General features: G+C 37.9%; 11 protein-coding genes. 7 read left to right on the top strand and 4 right to left on the bottom strand.

Annotated features, from left to right (window positions below):
- The first annotated feature begins 178 nt into the window (after positions 1 to 178).
- Positions 179 to 1,468, top strand: coding sequence for a branched-chain amino acid transport system II carrier protein (gene brnQ / locus Q0X66_RS06385; RefSeq protein ID WP_297704410.1), 1,290 nt, complete (start codon positions 179 to 181; stop codon positions 1,466 to 1,468).
- 50 nt (positions 1,469 to 1,518) lie between these two features.
- On the opposite strand, the gene Q0X66_RS06380 is transcribed toward brnQ, so the two are convergent.
- A complete protein-coding gene (locus tag Q0X66_RS06380) occupies positions 1,519 to 2,811 on the bottom strand; it encodes an aminopeptidase P family protein (RefSeq protein ID WP_297704408.1) in 1,293 nt (430 codons plus the stop codon).
- A gap of 191 nt (positions 2,812 to 3,002) precedes the next feature.
- Here Q0X66_RS06380 and Q0X66_RS06375 point away from each other — a divergent pair, with 191 nt between their 5' ends.
- From Q0X66_RS06375 to Q0X66_RS06350, 6 genes are all read left to right on the top strand, one after another.
- The gene (locus tag Q0X66_RS06375) at positions 3,003 to 5,852 is read left to right on the top strand and encodes a glycosyl hydrolase (protein WP_297704406.1); all 2,850 of its coding nucleotides are present in this window, start codon (positions 3,003 to 3,005) and stop codon (positions 5,850 to 5,852) included.
- An 11-nt stretch (positions 5,853 to 5,863) separates the two neighbouring features.
- Entirely contained in the window at positions 5,864 to 6,268 is a 405-nt protein-coding gene (locus Q0X66_RS06370; protein WP_297704404.1) for a DUF2721 domain-containing protein, read from the top strand.
- Between the two features lie 184 nt (positions 6,269 to 6,452).
- Entirely contained in the window at positions 6,453 to 7,121 is a 669-nt protein-coding gene (locus Q0X66_RS06365; RefSeq protein ID WP_297704402.1) for a succinate dehydrogenase cytochrome b subunit, read from the top strand.
- Positions 7,122 to 7,123: 2 nt separating this feature from the next.
- The gene (locus tag Q0X66_RS06360; protein ID WP_297704400.1) at positions 7,124 to 9,127 is read left to right on the top strand and encodes a fumarate reductase/succinate dehydrogenase flavoprotein subunit; all 2,004 of its coding nucleotides are present in this window, start codon (positions 7,124 to 7,126) and stop codon (positions 9,125 to 9,127) included.
- A 6-nt stretch (positions 9,128 to 9,133) separates the two neighbouring features.
- Positions 9,134 to 9,880 (top strand): succinate dehydrogenase/fumarate reductase iron-sulfur subunit, encoded by a 747-nt coding sequence (locus Q0X66_RS06355; RefSeq protein WP_297704398.1) that lies wholly within the window; start codon positions 9,134 to 9,136, stop codon positions 9,878 to 9,880.
- Positions 9,881 to 9,984: 104 nt separating this feature from the next.
- On the top strand, positions 9,985 to 11,142 hold the full coding sequence (locus tag Q0X66_RS06350; RefSeq protein ID WP_297704396.1) for a methionine aminotransferase: 1,158 nt from the start codon (positions 9,985 to 9,987) through the stop codon (positions 11,140 to 11,142).
- 432 nt (positions 11,143 to 11,574) lie between these two features.
- On the opposite strand, the gene Q0X66_RS06345 is transcribed toward Q0X66_RS06350, so the two are convergent.
- From Q0X66_RS06345 to Q0X66_RS06335, 3 genes are all read right to left on the bottom strand, one after another.
- Positions 11,575 to 12,228 carry a 3-oxoacid CoA-transferase subunit B gene (locus tag Q0X66_RS06345; RefSeq protein WP_297704394.1) on the bottom strand — a complete coding sequence of 218 codons (654 nt, stop codon included), beginning with the start codon at positions 12,226 to 12,228 and terminating at the stop codon, positions 11,575 to 11,577.
- 21 nt (positions 12,229 to 12,249) lie between these two features.
- A complete protein-coding gene (locus tag Q0X66_RS06340) occupies positions 12,250 to 12,951 on the bottom strand; it encodes a CoA transferase subunit A (protein WP_297704392.1) in 702 nt (233 codons plus the stop codon).
- Between the two features lie 128 nt (positions 12,952 to 13,079).
- On the bottom strand, positions 13,080 to 15,422 hold the full coding sequence (locus Q0X66_RS06335) for a transglycosylase domain-containing protein (protein ID WP_297704389.1): 2,343 nt from the start codon (positions 15,420 to 15,422) through the stop codon (positions 13,080 to 13,082).
- Between the last annotated feature and the right edge of the window lies 1 nt (position 15,423).

Genomic DNA, 15,423 nt, shown 5'->3' with positions numbered 1-15,423 from the left:
TAAATTCAAATAACTTAATTTCAGAACGCATCTAACTCCCATTTTATTGGGTGTCCTCTGTAAATTTTATGCTTTTTTCGACGAACGTCTCTTTTTAGAACCAATTGTCAGTTTATCAGGATTAATTTTGTATTAGAATTAGTCATTTTTGGTTTATCTTTCAAGTTTGATATTTCCAATGATTAGAATTAAGGAAACGCTGGTGACGGCTTTTGCACTTTTCTCTCTTTTCTTCGGTGCAGGAAATCTTATTTTGCCTCCACAACTCGGATTTAAAGCCGGGGAATTATGGTGGCTTGTTGCTCTAGGGTTTGCTGTCTCAGCCGTTTTAATTCCAATATTCGGAATACTCGGTCATGCCAAACTGCAGGGAACAATGTTTGATTTTGCTTCCAAGGTATCGGTTTCATTTAGCTTGATTTTTTGCTTTATTATTTACGCTGTTTCCATTTCACTGCCTTCACCAAGAACAGCATCCGTTACTCACGAAATGGGCATTTCGCCTTTATTTCATAATTCGGCATTAAGTACAAGTATTGTCTATTTTATTTTAGTGTTCATTTTTGTAATGAACCGAACAAAATTATTGGACATAATTGGGAAGTACTTAACCCCGGCAATTATTCTAATCCTCTTATCTATTATGGGCATAACACTATTTTCTTTCCCAATAGATTTTGGAACGAACTCTTTTAACGATCCTGTTACAGAAGGAATTTTGGAAGGTTATCAAACCTTTGATGCCATCGGCGCCATAGTTGTGGGAGGGGTTATTATAACTTCTATTACCCTTAAGGATAAAGAAGCTTCTTATGAGAGAAAAAAAGCTTTACTCATCAGGGCCGGTTGGCTGGCGGGATTTGCTTTATTGATGATATATGCGGGATTAATTTTTACCGGAGCAGTCATGCACGAACAATTTGATCCGGCAATTTCACGTACTTCGCTTATCACCGGAATAAGTAAACTTACTCTGGGTTCTAAAGCCAACTTATTTTTGGGCATATTAGTTAGCCTGGCTTGTTTTACAACTGCAGTTGGAATTGTAGCAGGCACAGCAGATTTTGTAAAATCGCGTTTTCCAAAATCAAACAAAGCATATTTGATTACAGCTCTGATCAGTTGTTTACTTGGAGTGTCAATGGGGCAATTTAATGTAGATTACATCATCGCCATTGCATTACCAATTCTAATGTTTATTTATCCTATTACAATTGTTTTAATCCTACTCAATGTGATTCCTGAAAAATTTGGCTCCCCAATGGTCTTTAGAGCAGTTGTATTTACTACTATTCTTTTTAGTGTCCCTGATTTTTTAGGAAGTGTTGGTTTGGACAGTGAAATAGAATCCATTAGAAGATGGATTCCTCTTAGCAAATTAAGTATGGGCTGGGTACTACCGGCTTTGGTTGTTTTTATTTTTGCTAATATTAGGGAACGAGGATTGTCCAAAACTTCCAGGTTATAGTGCATTTCGCTATCCCTTATTTTGGATTATCAGAAACTGGTTTTCTTTCCTTACTTATTCATGAGATCTTCAATCTCTTCAACTTCAATTGGAATATTTCGCATTAGATTAAAGGGAGTTTCTTTTTCCCTAACAACTACATCATCTTCCAGACGGATACCCATCTTCTCATCTGGAATATAAATCCCTGGCTCTACAGTAAAGACCATATTAGCTTTTATAGGTGTTTTTAGTGCTCCATAATCATGGGTATCTAATCCCATATGGTGACTCGTACCATGCATGAAATATTTTTTATAAGCGGGCCAATCCTTATTCTCATTTTGTATATCGGCTTTATCAAGTAGTCCTAAACTAATTAGTTCAGAAGTCATTAACTTCCCCACTTCTTTATGATAATCTGCTAATAAAATTCCAGGCGCTAACATATTTGTAGCTTCATTTTTAACCCGAAGTACAGCTTCATAAACCTGGCGCTGCCTTTCAGTAAATTTACCATTTACCGGAATGGTCCGTGTCATATCACTTGAGTAATTTGCATATTCTGCTCCTACATCCATCAGAATTAGGTCGCCATCTTTACATTGGTTATTATTTTCTATATAGTGTAAAACATTTGCATTATTCCCTGAAGCAATTATTGGAGTATATGCAAATCCTTTTGAGCGATTACGTATAAATTCGTGAAGATATTCAGCTTCCAATTCATACTCCCAAATACCAGGTTTCATAAAATTTAATACGCGACGGAAACCCTTTTCTGTTATATCGCACGCATGCTGGATAAGTTTAATTTCTTCAGCTTCTTTTAAGCCCCTAATATTTTGTAATATGGGATTGCTCTTGGCTACACAGTGTGCAGGAAAATCATTTTTACATTTTAAAATAAAACGGTCCTCCCTGGTTTGAGTCTCTACTGATTGTCTATAGTGCTCATTGGTATTGAAATAAACACATTCAGCTTCGGTCATCAGACCAAAAAATACCTTGTCAAAATCTGTTAACCAATGTACAGATTCTATACCCGAAACGGCGGTTGCCTGATCCTTATCTAACTTCGCTCCTTCCCAAATTGCTATGTGTTCGTTAGTTTCCCTGACGAATAATATCTCGCTGTTTTTTTTATCAATAGCATCTGGAAAAAGCAAAAGGATGGATTCTTCCTGATCTACGCCACTGAGGTATAAAATGTCTCTATGCTGTTGAAAGGGCATAGTGCTGTCAGCACTAATAGGGTAGATGTCGTTGGAATTAAAAATCGCAATACTCTTTGGCTTCATTTGAGCCATGAATTTTGCCCGATTCTTTTTAAACAACTCGCTTTTTATTTGTTCATATTTCATAAAACATAGTACTTTCCTCAAAAATAAGCATAAGCATGTTTACTTCAAAAAGAAAGAAAGACCACATTAAAAAGTATTCAGACTTGAATAATTCCTTACTAAATCATAAAATAAACAGAAGCCTTTCATTATATTTTGTCCGCATAACCACAAATTCCTATTTTCACATACCAATATTTATTTTCAAATCCATGACATTTAATCTGCCGGTAATTGCATTTATGGCTTTTTTTATAAGTATCGCTCAATCAACATCGGGTCAATCCAAAAATATTGAAGAAGCCCTGATGTTCAAACAGCAAATGGAGGCTAGTTCCCTGGTTAAAAATATTCCTTTCTCGAGTATTGGCCCTACAGTTATGAGTGGAAGAGTTGTAGATATTGATGTAAACCCTGATGATCCTACCGAATTTTATGTGGCCTATGCTTCGGGTGGTCTTTGGTATACCAATAATAACGGTACCACATTTTCACCTTTGATGGATAATTCTGCCACACAAAACATTGGGGATATTGCAATCGACTGGGGCACAGGGAACATTTGGGTAGGAACTGGTGAGAACAATGCTTCACGTTCATCCTATGCTGGCATTGGTCTCCTAAAATCTAATAATAAGGGTGAATCCTGGGAATATAAGGGACTATTAGATTCTCAGCATATTGGCAGGATTGTGATAAACCCTAATAACCCTAAGGAGTTGGTTGTGGGTGTAACCGGCAATTTGTACACTAACAGTCCGGAGCGCGGAATTTATAAAACTTCAGATGGAGGTTCCAGCTGGGAAAAAACCCTTTATATTAATGACTCCACCGGTATTATCGACTTGGCTTTTGTTCCTGGAAATTTTAAAATAATGTATGCCGCAGCTTGGGAAAAAGATCGAAAAGCCTGGAATTTTAAAGGTAGCGGGAGTGGTTCTGGCATTTTCAAGAGTATAGATAGTGGAAGTAACTGGACCAGAATAAGTGGAGGGAACAGCGGATTCCCCTCCAATGAAAATGTTGGGCGTATTGGATTGGCGGTACATAATGAAAATACTTTGTATGCCGTCCTGGACAGTCAATTTCGAAGAACAAAGAAAGAAATTGATCCTGAAGAATCCGTCGGACTCACTAAAGATGAATTTAAGTCCATGACCGTCGACACTTTTCTAAAACTGGATAATAAGGAACTTGATAAATACCTGAAAAGAAATGGATTTCAAGAAAAATACAAGGCTGAGAATGTAAAACAGCTTATTAAAAGTGGTACTGCCAAACCTCAGGATCTTGCCAACTATCTTGAAAATGCCAATTCCTCATTATTTGATACGCCGGTAGTTGGTGCTGAAGTATATAGAAGTGAAGATGGAGGATTAAGCTGGAATAAAAGAAATGAAAAATATATTGATGACCTTTTTTATAGCTATGGATATTATTTTGGACAGATCAGAGTAGATGCCACAAATATGAATAAAATTTATTTGGGAGGTGTACCCATTATAAAGTCTGATGATGGTGGTAAAACCTTCACTTCAATTAATGGGGATAATGTGCATGCAGACCATCATGCTTTATGGGTAAACCCTAAAAAACCGGGACATCTAATTAATGGAAATGATGGCGGAGTGAATATCTCTTATGATGACGGAGCTAATTGGATTAAAAATAATACCCCCGCCGTCGGTCAGTTCTACGCTATTAATATTGACTATGAGAAACCTTATAATGTATATGGTGGTCTTCAGGATAATGGTGTGTGGAGAGGCGCCCACAATTCTGTAGAGAATAGCGAATGGCAACAGACCGGACAATACCCGTGGAAAATGCTTCTTGGAGGAGATGGGATGCAGGTTCAGGTAGACAAAAGGAATTCAAATATTGTTTACACGGGATTTCAGTTTGGTAATTATTATCGCCTTAATTTAAATAAAGATAAAACCACTGGTATACAACCCAAACATGAACTAGGTGAGCAAGCTTACCGCTTTAATTGGCAGACGCCAATACTGCTTTCTACACACAATCAGGATATTCTTTACATGGGGAGTAACAAACTTCACCGTTCACTTAATCAGGGTGACGCCTGGGAAGTTATTTCGGACGACCTTACACGGGGAGGAAAAAAAGGGAATGTAGCATATGGTACTTTAACGACAATAAGTGAATCTCCCCTAAAATTTGGTTTGCTTTACTGCGGGAGCGATGACGGCCTCGTTTATATATCAAAAAACGGTGGTGGCAACTGGGATTTGATTTCAGGTGAGCTTCCAAAAAACCTCTGGATCAGCAGGCTTGCTGCCTCCAAACATAAAAAAGAACGGATATATGTCACCCTAAATGGTTACCGTAAGGATGATTTTACGCCTTATGTTTATATGAGCAATGACTACGGCAAAACCTGGAAAAATATTGCTTCCAAACTTCCTGCTTCACCGGTTAATGTAATACTAGAAGATCCTGAAAATGAAAATCTCCTATTTATAGGTACGGACAACGGACTATACATGTCAGTCAATCAAGGTAATTCCTGGGAATTATTTCAAAACGGAATTCCTAATGTTGCCATACACGATTTGGTAATTCAACCAGAAGCTAAAGACCTGTTGGCAGGGACCCATGGAAGAAGTATTTATAAAGTAAATATTTCATTTTTACAGCAAATAAACGAGAAAATACTTGGCAAGGAATTACATGTTTTTAAACCAAATAATCTAAAACACTCTATAAGATGGGGTAATCCTTATAGCTCCTGGTCAAAACCAAATACTCCCGGATTGGACTTTGTGTTTTATTCGAAAAAATCAACAGATTACACGGCAAGAGTTTTTTCTTCAGATAAAACTATAGTAAGTGAGTCAGTGCTTAAGGCAGACAAAGGTTTAAATATTATGTCTTTTGATGTCGCATTTTCAAAGAAAGGAAAACTGGACTATTTGAAAAAAAATAAAGTAAAACTTAATACGGCCAAAGATGGTAAAACTTATTTACCTATAGGTGCCTATGAGGTAGAAATTTCGTCAGGTACATTAAGTCAAAAAATTAATTTTAAAATTGAATAAACTTAAATTATATGGAATTAACGCTAAGTATCCCGGCACTTTTATTTCCTGCCATTTCCTTAAGTATGTTGGCTTATAATGCCCGATATTTGGCGATAGCAGCGCTTATACGTCAATTGCATAAACAGTATCAGGAAAAGGCATCACGCGGGTTGGGAATTCAGGTCAGGCAATTAGAAAGACGGCTTAAAATCATAAAGAATATGCAGGCTGTTGCAATACTAAGTTTCCTGTTCAGTGCCATTACTATGTTTCTCATCTATATTGAACAAGATTTCTGGGCCAACCTCGTCTTTGGTATTAGTCTCCTTGCCCTTATGATTTCTTTGGTTTTATCCTTGGTTGAAGTACAACTCTCGACAAACTCACTTACCATACAGTTGGCAGATATGGGAGATAAAACTGAGAAAGAATAAACTTCAAAGTAATTCATAAATTATTTTAGTCCTATTTTTTCCAGGATTATACAGGGTTTTTCTACGAAAGTCTGTCAAACTCTTTGTGTTTGACTAAAATCAATCTAAATACCATTCTAAATAGGTCTTGAAATTTGTTAATGATTTCCTCTTGACTTAAATTTGCTCCCCTAAACTATAACTAATGAGTTCACTGATTAAATCGTCCATAGCTCGGAAATTGGTAATGGCCCTTTCAGGTCTTTTTTTGGTATTGTTTTTGGCACTTCATGTAACAATTAATTTAACCTCTGTAATTTCCCCTGACACTTTTAACCAATGGTCCCATTTTATGGGCTATAATGGACTGGTGCAATACATTATGCAGCCAGTGTTAATTATTGGTGTTATTGTACATTTTGTAATGGGAATAGTTCTTGAGTTTCAAAATATGCAGGCACGGTCAATTAAATACACCAAATTCAAAGGAGCTGCCAACGCTCCATGGGTTTCACGTAACATGATAATAACCGGTCTGGTTGTCCTTGCTTTTCTGGGCTTACACTTTTATGACTTTTGGATTCATGAAATGACCTACAAATATATCGAGGCCAATCCTGAAGACCCTACACGTTATTATACAGAAACTGTCGAGAAATTTGCTCCTATGTGGAGAACTCTTCTTTATGTTGTTTCTTTCGGATTGCTCAGTCTTCATTTATGGCATGGCTTTGCCTCGTCTTTTCAAAGTATGGGTTTAAATAATAAATACACCCCTTCTATTAAATCATTTACCAAAATCTATGCAGTAGTAATTCCTTTGGTATTTGTCTTTATTGCTATATATCATCACCTTAACCCTATAACTCATTAATTATGGGCATTCTTGATTCAAAAATTCCATCGGGGCCTTTGGCCGAGAAATGGACAAAATATAAAAATGAAATAGATTTAGTAAATCCTGCTAATAAGCGTAATATAGATATTATCGTTGTTGGCACTGGTTTAGCCGGAGGTTCTGCTGCCGCTTCTTTCGCAGAATTGGGATACAATGTTAAAACATTTTGCTACCAGGATTCCCCCAGAAGGGCACACTCTATTGCCGCGCAGGGCGGAATAAATGCTTCTAAAAATTATCAGGGAGATGGTGATAGTGATTACAGACTATTTTATGATACGGTAAAAGGTGGCGACTATAGGTCGCGCGAAGCTAATGTTTATCGCTTGGCTGAGGTGTCTGGTAATATTATTGACCAATGTGTTTCCCAGGGTGTACCATTTGCCCGTGATTATGGCGGCCTATTAGATAACAGATCTTTCGGTGGAGTTTTAGTTTCAAGGACCTTTTATGCCAAAGGACAAACTGGACAGCAACTGTTATTGGGTGCTTATGCTGCAATGAACCGGCAGATACATCGTGGAAAGATTAAGTCCTATACAAGGCATGAAATGTTGGATTTGGTAATTGTAGATGGCAAAGCAAGAGGAATTATTACGAGAAACCTCATCACAGGTGAAATTGAGCGTCATTCTGCTCATGCAGTTGTAATAGCTTCCGGGGGATACGGCAATTTATTTTTTCTCTCTACCTATGCTATGGGTGCAAATGTAATGGCTGCCTGGCGTACGCATCGTAGAGGGGCTTTTATGGCCAACCCATGTTTTACACAAATTCATCCAACTTGTATTCCGGTATCAGGAGAACATCAATCCAAACTTACCTTAATGTCCGAATCTTTAAGGAACGATGGCCGAATATGGGTGCCAAAAAGATTAGAAGATGCTCAGGCTATCCGAGAAGGAAAATTAAAGCCAACACAATTAAAAGAAGAAGACAGGGATTACTATTTAGAACGCAGATATCCTGCTTTTGGGAATCTTGTACCTAGAGACGTTGCCTCCAGAGCTGCTAAAGAACGTTGTGATGCGGGATACGGAGTAAATAAAACTGGAGAAGCTGTATATCTGGATTTTGATGCCGCAATAATGCGATATGGAAGTGAAAAAGCACTCACATCTGGCCTAAAAAATACGGACGACGGACATATTAGGAAACTTGGGGAAGAGGTTGTTGAAGCGAAATATGGGAATCTATTCCAGATGTATGAAAAAATTGTGGATGAAAATCCCTATAAGACACCAATGATGATTTATCCTGCGGTTCATTATACCATGGGAGGTCTATGGGTTGATTACAATTTGCAGACTACCATTCCAGGATGTTATGCAGCAGGCGAGGCCAATTTCAGTGACCATGGTGCAAACAGGCTTGGAGCATCCGCGTTAATGCAAGGTTTGGCTGATGGTTACTTTGTTTTACCGTATACAATTGGTGATTTCTTAGCTGACGATATCCGTACAGGGCCTATACCAACGGATTCTGTAGAATTTGATAAGGTCGAGAAAGATGTTTTGGATAAGATCAATAAATTGATGTCCGCAAATGGAACTCATTCTGTTGATTACTATCACAAAAAGCTAGGTAAAATTATGTGGAATAAATGTGGTATGTCTCGTAATGTCAAAGGACTAAAAGAAGCTGTTGAAGAAATTGCTGCTTTGCGGAAGGATTTTTGGGAGAATGTAAAAGTGCCTGGAGCTGCAGATGACAAAAATCAGGAATTAGAAAAAGCAGGCCGTGTGGCAGATTTCCTTGAACTTGGCGAACTTTTTGCCATGGATGCCCTGGAACGCAATGAGTCTTGTGGGGGTCACTTTAGAGAAGAATATCAAACTCCTGAAGGGGAAGCCTTACGTGACGATAAAAATTTCAAATTTGTTTCGGCCTGGGAATATAAAGGAGAGCCAAAAGACGCCAAATTGCATAAAGAGAATTTGATTTATGAAAATATTGAATTAAAGACGCGTTCCTATAAATAATAAGTTATGAAGATTTATCTTAAAATATGGCGTCAAAAAGATGCTTCCTCAAAAGGAAAAATAGTAGACTATACTATGAATGGTATTGAAGGTGATATGTCCTTCCTGGAAATGCTGGATATATTAAACGAGGATTTAATTTCGAAAGGTGAGGTGCCTATTGAGTTTGATCATGATTGCCGGGAAGGTATTTGCGGGTCATGTTCTCTTCAAATTAATGGACGCCCGCATGGCCCGGACAGACTTATCACAGTATGTCAGCTACATATGCGCAGTTTTAAAGACGGGGATACTATAGTAATTGAACCCTTTAGAGCTAATGCTTTCCCCGTAATTAAAGATTTGATTGTGGATAGAAATGCTTTTGAACGCATACAACAGGCAGGTGGTTTTATTTCTGTGAACACTTCAGGCAGAACAGTTGATGCCAATTCCATCCCGATACGGAAAGAGAATGCGGATAAGGCATTTAATGCAGCGGCTTGTATTGGTTGTGGAGCATGTGTGGCAGCTTGTAAAAATGCCAGCGCCATGTTATTTACTTCAGCTAAAGTATCCCAGTTTGCCTTATTACCCCAAGGACGAATTGAAGCAGCAGAACGTGTACAAAATATGGTTCGGCAAATGGATCTGGAAGGCTTTGGAAATTGCACAAATACCGGCGCCTGTGAGATAGAATGCCCAAAAGGTATTTCTTTGGAGAATATTGCCAGAATGAATAGAGAATATTTAGGTGCCTCTATAAAAGGTTAATAGAAAACTGTACATATTTCTAAAATCCCGGGTAGAATTATCCGGGATTTTTATTTGCAATATCGCCATATCTTTTTTGCTATTTTTACCATAACTATTATGCTATGAAGTCGTCTGCACACAATATTTCTTCCAAATTACCAAAGCTGCCTGAATCTATATTTACCACCATGAGCAGGCTCGCGAATGAGCACAATGCTATTAACATAGCACAGGGTTTCCCCAATTTTGAACCAGATCCTGTTCTTATTCAATTGGTTGCAAAAGCAATGAAAGACGGTTATAATCAATATGCTCCTTTAGGTGGTATCTATTCTCTTAAAGAGGTTATTGCTGAAAAGATTGCGCTTTTATATGGAACTAAATACCATCCTCAGTCTGAAATAACCATTACGGTAGGAGCTACGCAGGCTATTTTTACCGCTATTTCAGCAATGGTTTGGCCAAATGATGAAGTTATTGTTCTTAAACCAGCCTATGATTGTTATGAACCCGCTATTATTGCAAATGGTGGTATTCCTGTATTAATTCAATTAACAGGAAAGGACTATGCCATAGATTGGGATGCATTTAAAGCACATCTTAATGATAAAACCCGGATGGTCATTATTAATACACCACATAACCCCAGCGGGATGGTATTTTCAAGTTCCGATATGTTAATGCTCCAAAGTTGCCTCAAAGACACGAATATCATCTTGTTAAGTGATGAAGTTTATGAGCATATAGTATTTGATGGTAACTTACACGAGAGTGCTTCCAAATACCCGGATTTGGCAACACGAAGCTTTGTTTGCGCGTCATTTGGTAAAACTTTTCATGCAACTGGTTGGAAAATGGGTTATTGTGCGGCACCAGCAGAATTAATGAAAGAATTTCAGAAAATTCATGAATTCAATGTGTTTTGCGTTAATCATCCATTCCAGCGGGCACTGGCTGAATATCTGAAGCAACCTGCACACTATTTGGATTTAGGTCCGTTTTATCAGGAAAAACGAGATTTGTTTTTATCTGCAATCAAAAACTCAAGATTCAAATTTAATCCTACTCAGGGGACATATTTTCAACTATTGGATTTTTCAGAAATCAGCAACGAAAGTGATATTGCCTTTGCAGAAAGACTTGTTAAAGAATACGGTATTGCCTGTATCCCAATTTCAGTTTTTAATAAAGATCTCACAGATAATAAACAGGTCCGTATTTGTTTTGCAAAAACCACTGAAACGCTCTTAAAGGCGGCTGAAATTATCACAACAATTTAAATCTCCAATCTTAGAGGGTTCCAGGCATCTTGTTAAGTTTATCCAAATCGGTATTATTACATTTTGATAAATGAAGATTCATACTGTTTTAAAATATCCCCTAAAACAAAAAAAGGAGTAAAACATAGTGCTTTACTCCTTTAAATATTTTAAAATTATCTATTAAAACATAAACAATTTTCTGGTTAACATTACTATACCGCTAAAAAAGTCGTTTCGGTATACCTGGATTTCTTCTTCAGTAGATCTGTGGTTAATTTGTGCGTCCATAGCTTTTGGAATTTTAATAAAGTAAGATTTGGGGTCTAATAAATATAGTATAAAGATAATGTGTGAGACTCAAGCTTCTAAAAATATGTTGTGAAGTATCTCGAAATTGTTGTGAAAAAAGCAACTCATTTTTATTTATCGATAAAGTGTTTATTTTGATCGTTAAACGGCCATCTCCGGAATATCACCTTCAACAATTAATGTTCCTTCCGTTGCCTGTTTTATAGTATCAATACTCACCCCGGGAGCTCTTTCAACCAACCGAAATCCCTTTGAAGTAACCTCCAGAACCCCTAGATTGGTAACCACTTTTTTTACGCAACCAACACCGGTAAGCGGCAGCGAACATTTTTTTAACAGCTTTGATTCTCCTCTTTTATTTGTATGCATCATGGCCACAATTATATTCTCTGCCGAGGCAACAAGATCCATTGCTCCACCCATACCCTTTACCATTTTTCCCGGAATTTTCCAATTGGCAATATCTCCATTTTCCGCTACTTCCATAGCTCCAAGAATAGTCAGATCAACGTGTTTTCCACGAATCATTCCAAAACTGATAGCCGAGTCAAAAAAGGAAGCTCCGGGTAAGGTTGTAATAGTTTGTTTGCCTGCGTTAATTATATCGGCATCTTCTTCACCTTCATACGGGAATGGGCCCATCCCTAAAACGCCATTTTCACTTTGAAATTCAACGCTAATATCATCTCTGACATAATTAGCCACAAGGGTTGGAATACCAATTCCAAGATTGACATAATATCCATCTTTTACTTCCCTTGCAATTCTTTTTGCGATACCAATTTTATCCAGCATAATATGACCCTTAATTAGTATTTAGTTCCTCGATCTTACAGTCCGTTGTTCTATTCTCTTTTCATATTGTTCTCCCTGGAAGATTCGTTGTACAAATATACCGGGGATATGTATTTCATTTGGATTAAGACCCCCGGCCGGTACTAATTCTTCTACTTCTGCTACTGTTATCTTAGCGGCTCCACACATACAAGGATTAAAATTTCGTGCAGTCCCTTTGAAAATCAAATTCCCGGCTTCATCGCCTTTCCACGCTTTGACAAAAGAGAAATCGGCCTCATATGCGTGTTCAAGAACATACATTTTCCCATGAAAATCTCGTGTTTCTTTGCCTTCTGCTACTTCTGTCCCGTAACCTGCAGGCGTATAAAACGCAGGAAAACCAGCTTGCGCTGCCCTGCACTTCTCTGCCAGGGTCCCTTGTGGTGTTAATTCAACATCTAATTCGCCACTTAACATCTGTCTTTCAAATTCATCATTTTCACCTACATATGAGGAGATCATTTTTGCAATCTGATGTTTCTGCAGTAATAAGCCCAGACCAAAATCATCAACCCCAGCATTATTGCTAATACAGGTAATATCTTTTATTCCCAGGCGAACAAGTTCAGAAATAGCGTTTTCAGGGATACCACAAAGCCCAAAACCGCCTAACATAAAGGTCATTCCGTTTTCCACGCCTAGTAATGCGTCCTGTACATTGGCCACTGTTTTACGTATCATAAGTAATAAATAAGCTAATTAAATATACTATTTCCTATAACTACTAAAATACATTTTTAAATAAAAAAATCCCGCTAAAAAGCGGGATTTGTTTAATTTGTAAAATCTTGAAAAATTATAAAATAGTACTAAAAATCAAAATCGTCAAGGTCATCTTCAAGATTGTCTTTTTGTGGGGTATCTAGATTTTCTTTCGAGCAATCAACATTAATAGTAAGTCCTTCGGGTTTAGGAAATTCCTCCATAGAAATTCCTAATTCCTCATTTGCATAATTACTTTTCATATATAAAGCCCAAATAGGCAACGCCATAGAAGCACCCTGACCATACAAAATGGACTTAAAATGTGTAGCCCTATCTTCGCCTCCAACCCATACACCCGTCACCAAATTGGGCACCATGCCCATAAACCAACCGTCACTTTGGTTCTGTGTTGTTCCTGTTTTACCTGCAATCGGATTTGTAAATTGATAAGGATACCCGGTGATAACCTCTTTATATACCGTTTGGTCTTTACTGCCGGAATGCCTTAATCTGGTACCTGAGCCACCTTCTGTAACCCCTTCCATTAAATTAACCATTGCATAAGCCACCTCTCTACTCAGCACGTCTTTAGTTTCCGGCACGTATTCATAAAGAACTGTGCCATTCTTATCTTCTATCCGGGTAACCATAACCGGTTTTACATAAACACCCTGGTTTACGAAAGTACCATATGCCCCTACCATTTCATAAACATTTATATCAGGGGTTCCCAAGGCAATAGAAGGTACTTCAAGAATCTCTCCGGTTAATCCAAGGTCTTTAACAATGGCCACCACGGGTTTAGGCCCAACTCTATCTATTAATTGAGCGGTAACCGAATTTACCGAGTTGGCCAGCCCGCGTTTTAGAGTATACATTTTTCCGGAAAATTTGCCATCAGCATTCTTTGGGCACCATGGTTCCGGGTTACCGTGTTTACCTGCCTCAATACAGTACTGACTATCCGGAAGTGAATCACAGGGTGACAATCTCAATTGATCAATGGCAGCAGCATAAACGAATGGTTTAAAGGTTGAGCCGGCCTGTCTTGCTCCCTGAATTACATTGTCATATTGAAAGTGTTTATAATTAAGTCCGCCTACCCAGGCCCTAACATGACCTGTTTGTGGTTCCATCGACATCATTGCAGCCCTTAAGAAGGTTTTATAATACCTTATGGAATCTAGAGGAGTCATAACTGTATCCTTTTCCTGAGTGTCGCTATTCCAATCAAATACTGTCATTTCCGTTTTTTCAGTAAATGATGCCCTGATTTCTTTTTCAGATACACCATTAGACTTCATGATTCGCCAACGTTCCGAAGTTCTCATAGCACGCTCCATGATTCGGTTTGTCTCTTCAGTATTCAGATCCAGGAATGGAGCCGTATTATTTCTGTCTGGCGTATTTTGATGAAAAAACTCTTTTTGAAGTCGTTTCATATGTTCCTTCAAGGCATCCTCAGCATTTTTTTGCATCCGGGAGTCGATAGTTGTGTACACTTTAAGGCCGTCTAAATATATATTCCACCGATCTCTTTCACCTTCAACTGCCGGTTTTGGATTATTTTCAATCCAATTATTCAAGTATCCCTGTAAATACATCCTGAAATAAGTTGCAAGACCTTCTCTATGCGATTCGGGATTAAAATTGATATCCATTCTTAATGACTGAAGAGAATCTTTTCCCTTTTCTGTTAAATAGTCATATTTGGCCATTTGCCCCAATACAGTGTTTCGTCGATTCAATACCAGTTCTTCTCTTCTGATGGGGTTATAGAGTGAAGAATTTTTTAACATTCCAACCAAAACAGCAGATTCCTCGGTCTTTAATCCAGAAGGTTCCTTGCCAAAATAAATTCTTGACGCAGAACGTATACCATCTGCCGCATAGCCAAAATCATACGTATTCATATACATGGCAATAATCTCTTCTTTGGTATACTGCCGTTCCAGGCGTATAGCTATGATCCATTCCTTTACTTTTTGTATAATCCTCCCGGCTGCTCCTCCTGAGATTCTTTTTGTAAAAAGTAATTTAGATAATTGCTGTGTAATAGTACTTGCCCCGCCTCGTTTTCCAAGGAATACTATTGCTCTAATTGTACCTATAGCATCTATTCCCGAATGATCGTAATATCTAGCATCTTCTGTGGCAACCAGAGCATGAACCAAATTATCCGGCAATTCATCATAAGACACCGGAGTTCTGTTATCATCTAAATAATACTTTCCAAGGGTTTGACCATCTGAAGAAATGATCTCGGTGGCCAAATTTGTCTGCGGATTTTCCAGCCGTTCAAAAGTTGGCATTTCTCCTAAAAATCCCCAGGAAGCTAAAAGAAATATTAAAAATATTAAAAAAAGGCCTGATGCAAACAGAATCCAAAACCATTTAATAAACTTAGAAAAGTTGGAAGAAACCTTCTTTTTCCGGGCTTTTGCCATA

The sequence above is a fragment of the uncultured Eudoraea sp. genome, from assembly GCF_947260015.1.
In the GTDB taxonomy this organism is placed as follows: Bacteria; Bacteroidota; Bacteroidia; order Flavobacteriales; family Flavobacteriaceae; genus Eudoraea.
Note: the sequence above shows the minus strand (reverse complement) of the source record. Positions and strands in the feature narration are given on the sequence as shown.

Coding starts and splice junctions, on each gene's coding strand:
- brnQ (WP_297704410.1), top strand. CDS start 179: ATGATTAGAATTAAGGAAACGCTGGTGACGGCTTTTGCACTTTTCTCT.
- Q0X66_RS06380 (WP_297704408.1), bottom strand. CDS start 2,811: ATGAAATATGAACAAATAAAAAGCGAGTTGTTTAAAAAGAATCGGGCA.
- Q0X66_RS06375 (WP_297704406.1), top strand. CDS start 3,003: ATGACATTTAATCTGCCGGTAATTGCATTTATGGCTTTTTTTATAAGT.
- Q0X66_RS06370 (WP_297704404.1), top strand. CDS start 5,864: ATGGAATTAACGCTAAGTATCCCGGCACTTTTATTTCCTGCCATTTCC.
- Q0X66_RS06365 (WP_297704402.1), top strand. CDS start 6,453: ATGAGTTCACTGATTAAATCGTCCATAGCTCGGAAATTGGTAATGGCC.
- Q0X66_RS06360 (WP_297704400.1), top strand. CDS start 7,124: ATGGGCATTCTTGATTCAAAAATTCCATCGGGGCCTTTGGCCGAGAAA.
- Q0X66_RS06355 (WP_297704398.1), top strand. CDS start 9,134: ATGAAGATTTATCTTAAAATATGGCGTCAAAAAGATGCTTCCTCAAAA.
- Q0X66_RS06350 (WP_297704396.1), top strand. CDS start 9,985: ATGAAGTCGTCTGCACACAATATTTCTTCCAAATTACCAAAGCTGCCT.
- Q0X66_RS06345 (WP_297704394.1), bottom strand. CDS start 12,228: ATGCTGGATAAAATTGGTATCGCAAAAAGAATTGCAAGGGAAGTAAAA.
- Q0X66_RS06340 (WP_297704392.1), bottom strand. CDS start 12,951: ATGATACGTAAAACAGTGGCCAATGTACAGGACGCATTACTAGGCGTG.
- Q0X66_RS06335 (WP_297704389.1), bottom strand. CDS start 15,422: ATGGCAAAAGCCCGGAAAAAGAAGGTTTCTTCCAACTTTTCTAAGTTT.